This window comes from Psychrobacillus sp. (assembly GCF_056205495.1).
Map to the genome: position 1 here is coordinate 1 of NZ_JBAEAP010000096.1, position 6,627 is coordinate 6,627.

At 39.6% G+C, this 6,627-nt stretch carries 5 protein-coding genes; all 5 read left to right on the forward strand.

Features of this window, described 5'->3' with window-relative positions:
• A partial coding sequence (locus AC06OU_RS02970) for a glutamate synthase-related protein (RefSeq protein ID WP_475853871.1) occupies positions 1-2,631 on the forward strand: 2,631 nt, incomplete at its 5' end.
• A gap of 70 nt (positions 2,632-2,701) precedes the next feature.
• The gene (gene gltD, locus AC06OU_RS02975) at positions 2,702-4,183 is read left to right on the forward strand and encodes a glutamate synthase small subunit (RefSeq protein WP_475853873.1); all 1,482 of its coding nucleotides are present in this window, start codon (positions 2,702-2,704) and stop codon (positions 4,181-4,183) included.
• 144 nt (positions 4,184-4,327) lie between these two features.
• On the forward strand, positions 4,328-5,272 hold the full coding sequence (locus tag AC06OU_RS02980; RefSeq protein WP_475853874.1) for a protein kinase family protein: 945 nt from the start codon (positions 4,328-4,330) through the stop codon (positions 5,270-5,272).
• Positions 5,273-5,658: 386 nt separating this feature from the next.
• On the forward strand, positions 5,659-6,279 hold the full coding sequence (hisH, locus tag AC06OU_RS02985; RefSeq protein ID WP_475853876.1) for an imidazole glycerol phosphate synthase subunit HisH: 621 nt from the start codon (positions 5,659-5,661) through the stop codon (positions 6,277-6,279).
• A partial coding sequence (locus AC06OU_RS02990; RefSeq protein WP_475853878.1) for a HisA/HisF-related TIM barrel protein occupies positions 6,272-6,627 on the forward strand: 356 nt, incomplete at its 3' end. The genes hisH and AC06OU_RS02990, both read left to right, overlap by 8 nt.

Here is a 6,627-nt window from a genome sequence, read left to right on the forward strand (position 1 = left end):
AACCTGCATCAGCATTTACTCCGTACAGGTAACCGTACGAAGGTAAGTATAATCGTTGAATCCGGGGAAGCAAGAGAGGTCCATCAGTTTGCTGCTCTCATCGGATATGGGGTAGACGCGATTAATCCTTATCTTGCATACGCAACTATAGCGGAGGCTATCCATGATGGCCATTTAGAAAGCACCTATGACGATGCGGTTTCTAAATATAGCAAAGGTATAGCAGAAGGCGTCGTTAAGGTAATGTCTAAAATGGGAATATCCACAGTTCAAAGCTATCGAGGCGCACAAATATTTGAAGCGATAGGTATTGGCCATGATGTCATTGAAAACTATTTCACAGGCACAATTTCTCAGCTTGGTGGAATCGGCCTGGAAACGATTCGCGAAGAAGCGATTCGAAGACATCTTTTAGCGGTAGAATCTACTGTCGATGCTTTAGATTCGGGCAGTGATTTCCAATGGAGAAGTACAGGAGAGCACCATGCGTTTAATCCTAAAACAATTCATACCCTTCAATGGGCAACGCGACGAGGAGACTATGGACTTTATCGTCAGTATGCAGAAATGGCAAATGAAGAGAGAATCGGCTTTTTAAGAAATCTTCTTACTTTTAAAAAAGGGTCGAAAAAGATTCCATTAGATGAAGTAGAATCAGTGGACTCCATTGTAAGGAGGTTTAAGACAGGTGCGATGTCATTTGGTTCATTAAGCCAAGAAGCTCATGAAACGCTAGCGATCGCGATGAATCGTCTTGGAGGGAAAAGTAACAGTGGAGAGGGCGGAGAAAATCCGAATCGATATGTGTTAGATACCAATGGAGATAATCGTCGCAGCTCTATTAAACAAATTGCTTCCGGCCGTTTTGGAGTAAACAGCCACTACTTGGTTGAAGCCGATGAGCTTCAGATTAAAATGGCTCAAGGAGCAAAACCGGGTGAAGGCGGTCAGCTTCCAGGCAATAAAGTATACCCATGGGTAGCAGATGTCAGAGGCTCGACGACAGGGGTAGGTTTAATATCTCCACCTCCACATCATGATATCTATTCAATAGAGGATATGGCCCAGCTGATTCATGACTTAAAAAATGCAAATCGCTCCGCTAGGATTAGTGTGAAGCTAGTTGCAAAATCTGGCGTAGGAACGATTGCCGCTGGTGTCGCTAAAGGTGCAGCAGATGTAATTGTAGTTAGTGGGTACGATGGTGGAACGGGAGCCTCTCCGAAAACAAGCATTAAGCATACAGGATTACCTTGGGAGTTAGGCCTTGCGGAAGCTCATCAAACGTTAATGCTAAATGGCTTGCGAAACAAAGTCGTGTTAGAAACAGATGGCAAACTCATGACTGGTAAGGATGTCGTTATGGCTGCCTTGTTAGGAGCAGAGGAATTTGGCTTCGCGACTGCCCCTTTAATCGTACTTGGATGTGTCATGATGCGTGCTTGCCATATGGATACTTGTCCAGTTGGAATAGCAACACAAAATCCAGAGCTACGAGATAAGTTTAGTGGTTCTGCAGACTATGTCGTAAACTTTATGAGGTTTGTGGCAGAGGAAGTAAGAGAGTATATGGCTTTACTCGGTATTCGAACTGTAGATGAATTGGTAGGTAGAACGGATCTATTAGAGGTTAGCGAGCGAGCGAAGGCTCATTGGAAAGCCCAGCAATTAGATCTATCTGTATTGCTTTATCAAGTGGGTGGGGATCGTACTTGCAAACAAGCTCAAGACCATCAGCTTGAAAAATCATTTGATATCAGAGAGTTGTTGCCACAAGTAGAAAAAGCTATTATTCATATAACGAAGGTAGATTTAAACTACACCATTGCTAATACTGATCGAGTTGTAGGAACAATTATAGGGAGTGAAATCTCTAAGAAATACGGAGCAAGCGGCTTACCTGATGACTCGATAACTCTACGCTTTAAAGGAGCGGCAGGTCAGAGCTTTGGAGCATTTATCCCCCAAGGAATGACGATGTTCGTAGACGGGGATGTAAATGACTATTTTGGTAAAGGAATTTCAGGTGGGAAGCTTGTAGTTACTTCACCGTTATCGGGAACAGCAGAACTAAATGTTATAGCGGGTAACGTTGCATTATACGGAGCAACTAATGGTTCTGTATTCATTAACGGTCGTGCTGGAGAGCGTTTTGCAGTGAGAAATAGTGGAGCCGATGTTGTCGTTGAAGGAATCGGAGATCATGGCTGTGAATACATGACAGGTGGTAGAGCGGTTATTCTAGGTGACGTAGGCAAAAACTTTGGAGCTGGTATGTCTGGTGGTATTGCCTACGTGCTAGTGGATGATATAGAAGGATTTAAGTTTAAATGTAATATGGAAATGATTGGTTTTGAAAAGCTTCAGTCTAAAGAAGAGATTCATAGTGTAAGGCAGCTAATCATGGATCATTATTATTATACAAGAAGCACAAAGGCTATGAATATCTTGGACAAATGGGAAGATTCAGTTCACAAGTTCGTAAAGGTTGTACCTAATGACTATAAAAAGATGCTAGAAAGAATTGCAACATTTAAAAATGAAGGACTGACGACAGACGAAGCAGCGATGAAGGCATTCTTATCAACATCTACAAAAAAAGTAGAAAAGAAACCTACGCTTCTGAAGTGATAATAGTCTATAAAAGATTTGTTCCTGAGGAGAAAAATAACGACCATTTAAGGAAAGGAGGAGTTTCAATATGGGTAAACCAACTGGGTTTATAGAATATAAACGAGAAAAAGCCAAGGAAGTAGCTCCTCTTAAGCGTATAAAAAACTGGGAGGAATATGCATCCAAGCTTTCGGATGAATCTCTTCGTAAGCAAGGTGCAAGATGCATGGATTGCGGAACTCCATTTTGTCATATGGGTATTGAAATAAGAGGCGCGACAGCCGGGTGCCCGATTAATAACTTAATCCCTGAGTGGAACGATTTAGTCTATCGAGGGAAATGGCAGGAAGCTTTAGAGAGATTATTAATGACTAATAACTTTCCGGAGTTTACTGGACGTGTTTGTCCAGCCCCTTGTGAGGGATCGTGTACGTTAGCTATTACAGATCCAGCAGTTTCTATCAAGAATATAGAAAGAACAATTATAGACAAAGGGTTTGAAAATGGATGGATTACTCCGAGAATTCCTTCTGTTCGAACTGGTAAAAAAATAGCTATTATTGGTTCGGGCCCAGCAGGTTTGGCGAGTGCAGATAATTTAAATCAGGCAGGGCACTCGGTTACTGTGTATGAAAGAGCTGATCGTGCAGGAGGTCTCCTCATGTATGGCATTCCAAATATGAAGCTGGAAAAAGAAATAGTAGAGAGAAGAGTTCACCTACTTCAGCAGGAGGGCATCGACTTCGTATTAAACACAGAGGTCGGTAAGGATATCACTGCAGATGAGCTAAAACTTCAATACGACGCAATTATCTTATGTATTGGTGCACAGAAACAGCGCGCCCTTCATATGGATGGAAGCGATGCAGATGGAGTTTATATGGCGATGGACTATTTGACTTCCACAACCAAAAGTTTATTAGATTCAAACTTCGCAGACGGTCAGTTTATTAATACAAAGGGGAAGGACGTCATTGTGATTGGTGGTGGTGACACTGGAGCAGACTGTGTGGCAACAGCTATACGCCAAAATTGTAGAAGTGTCGTACAATTCGGTAAGCACCCACAGCTACCGGCAGTTCGAGCGGCAGATAACCAATGGCCAACAGACCCAAATATTTATAAATTGGAATATGCATATGAGGAAGCCAATGCAAAATATGGCAAGGATCCACGGGAGTATTTAATTCAAACAAAAAAGATGATCAAAGATAAAGATGGCAAGCTGAAAGAGCTTCATACCGTTCAAATGGAAAAAATATTAGGGGAAGATGGTTTCTACTTTTTTAAAGAAGTTCCAGGTTCAGAGAAAGTATGGCCAGCACAATTTGTTTTTGTAGCTATAGGCTTTGAAGGGCCAGAAACTCCTTTGGCTGATCAGTTTGGTGTAAAGGTGTTAAACAAACGTATTGTTGCCTCGGCTAAAGATTATATAACCAATGTGGAAGGTGTATTTGCAGCAGGAGACGCTAGGAAGGGTCAAAGCTTGATTGTCTGGGCTATTAAAGAAGGGCAAGAGGTTGCTAAAAGAGTAAATGAGTTCGTTATGAATAAATCGGTTGTAAACTAATTATTGAGGCGAGAGACTAGGTGATAGGTCTCTCGTTTTTTTGCTTTAGTAGTTTAAAACGCTTAGAATAATTTTCTAGTTTTGAATGAGAAATGGTACACTTCATTTATATAAGTAGCAATAGAGGGATTGGTGAGGCATTGGATGGAAGAACAAAAAATTATAGAACTGTGCAATAAATATGGGATAATTCCAAATTACATAGAAATCTTACGAAGGGATGAACGTGTTTTAGCAAAGGTTACTTCAGATCAAAAATATTTTTTGAAAGGAGAAATTGCAAATAAAGCATATTGGGAAAATTGCTGTCATTATTCAAGGTTATTATTAGAAAATGGAATGAAAGTTACGCAATATCAAAAATCTTTAGATGCCGCTTATGTAGTAGAATTTGAGGATAAGGTATTTTCATTAGAAATTAATCTAGCTGGTAAACCAGTAGAGATCTTAACTGATAGAGAAATAATTGAGATTGGCCGTTTATTAGGTATTCAACACGCTTTGTCCATTAAAATACCAACGCCATTTAATACAGCTACTTCGTGGAGTTTATTTGGGGGTAACCTAACTGATGAGATAGGAGATTATGATGAAAACGAATTAAGCTTTTTGGATTTTAAGAAACATTATGAGGATCAACCTCTGTTTTCAAATATTGAATCGTTATATCAGGAATATCGCAAAAGTATTTATGAAATATGGGGTCTTTTACCTCAAGGCGCTGTTCAAGGAGATTTCTGCTACTACAATATGGTGCTAGAGGAAGATGGAAGTCTAGCTATTTATGATTTTAATTTAGCTGGTAATGAAGTTTATTTAAATGAATGTATTGCAGTTGGGGTGTATCATGCATGGCATGCTCCCTATGAAGGGAAATTAAAGGAAGAGGAACGATTCCAACTATTCATTAATTCGTATACAAGGGAACGGTCTTTTAATGTAATCGAACAAGCTACATTTTTACAATTAAAAGCGATCATTCGTGCATTTCGTTATGACCGAATAGAAGAGGGGATTTCGTTAAAATTAGAGCATGAGCAAAATCTTTTTTTACAAAACACCTTACTCATACTTGAAAATGCTGGATAAATATATCAAACTTTATAATTAAACTAGGTTTATACTTCAATAAGCACCTCAACTTTTTCTAGCCAAAAGCCCTCCTTTTATTTTAAAGCAGGGACTTTTTTTGTATAGAATGATGTTAGTTTAAAGCACTGCTCTTTCTCTAATAAGCAATTGTTAACTTTGATGAAGACTAGTTTTTAAGGAATTATACTTTGAATTAATGCAATATCACTTTTAAGTGCATTAGGTACAAAATAATCGCTCCCCAATGAAGAAACAACCAGCCCAAAATTGTAACATGCTATATTATTTTCACTATGCTATCGTATTAGCAGACTAAAGTTTTTCTTTTATTTTCTGTCAACTGATGGCATAATAAAAGTAAGAGATAGAAGAGGGGGAACAGCATGATTGGCATAATAGATTATGGAGCAGGAAATTTACATAGTGTGGTAAAGGCAATTACTCGTCTTGGTTATCAGATTAAGCTTATTACTAAACCTAGTGAGCACGATGATGAAATAGAAAAGCTAATTCTACCAGGTGTAGGAAATGCCAAGGTGGCCATGGATGTTTTAAATGACACAGGCTTAAGTGACTATTTGCGGGCAGAAGTTGATAAGGGGACACCCCTTTTAGGAATTTGTTTAGGAATGCAGCTTCTTTTAGAAACGAGTGAGGAAGGTAATGTTCCATGCTTAGGGTTTCTACCAGGAACAGTCCCTTTGTTTGGCGAAGAGGCAGAAAAAGTTCCGCATATGGGTTGGAATCAAGTTCAGGATGTGCAAAATCATTTCTTGTTTCAAGATATTCCAGATAACACTGACTTCTATTTTGTTCATTCCTATTACGCACAACCTAGCATGGAGGAAGACATAATCGGTGTGACAAATTATGGACCTGACTTTGCATGTGCAATCGGAAATTCGCAGGTGATGGGTGTGCAATTCCATCCAGAAAAAAGCGGTAAATACGGCATTCAATTGCTAGACAATTACTGCAAGCAAGGAGTTGACAAGCATGCTTAGAAAAAGAATTGTTCCTGCAATAGACGTTTTAGGTGATAAAGCAGTAAAATATGTACAATTTAGAAACCCTACGATCATTGGTGATCCAGCAGAATTAGGGAAGAAATATTCAGAGGATGGGGCGGATGAGTTAATCTATCTTGATACTACTGCTTCGTTGAAAAACCAAGACTTAAAGATAGATTGGATTCGTCGAGTTGCAGAGCAAGTATACATACCTTTTTCGGTAATTGGCGGTGTTCGAACGATAGATGACTTTAAAAGGTTGCTTCGCGCTGGAGCAGATAAGGTAGGGGTTAACTCCGCCGCTGTACAGCGACCAGAGCTCTTAAGAGAAGCTGCAGATAT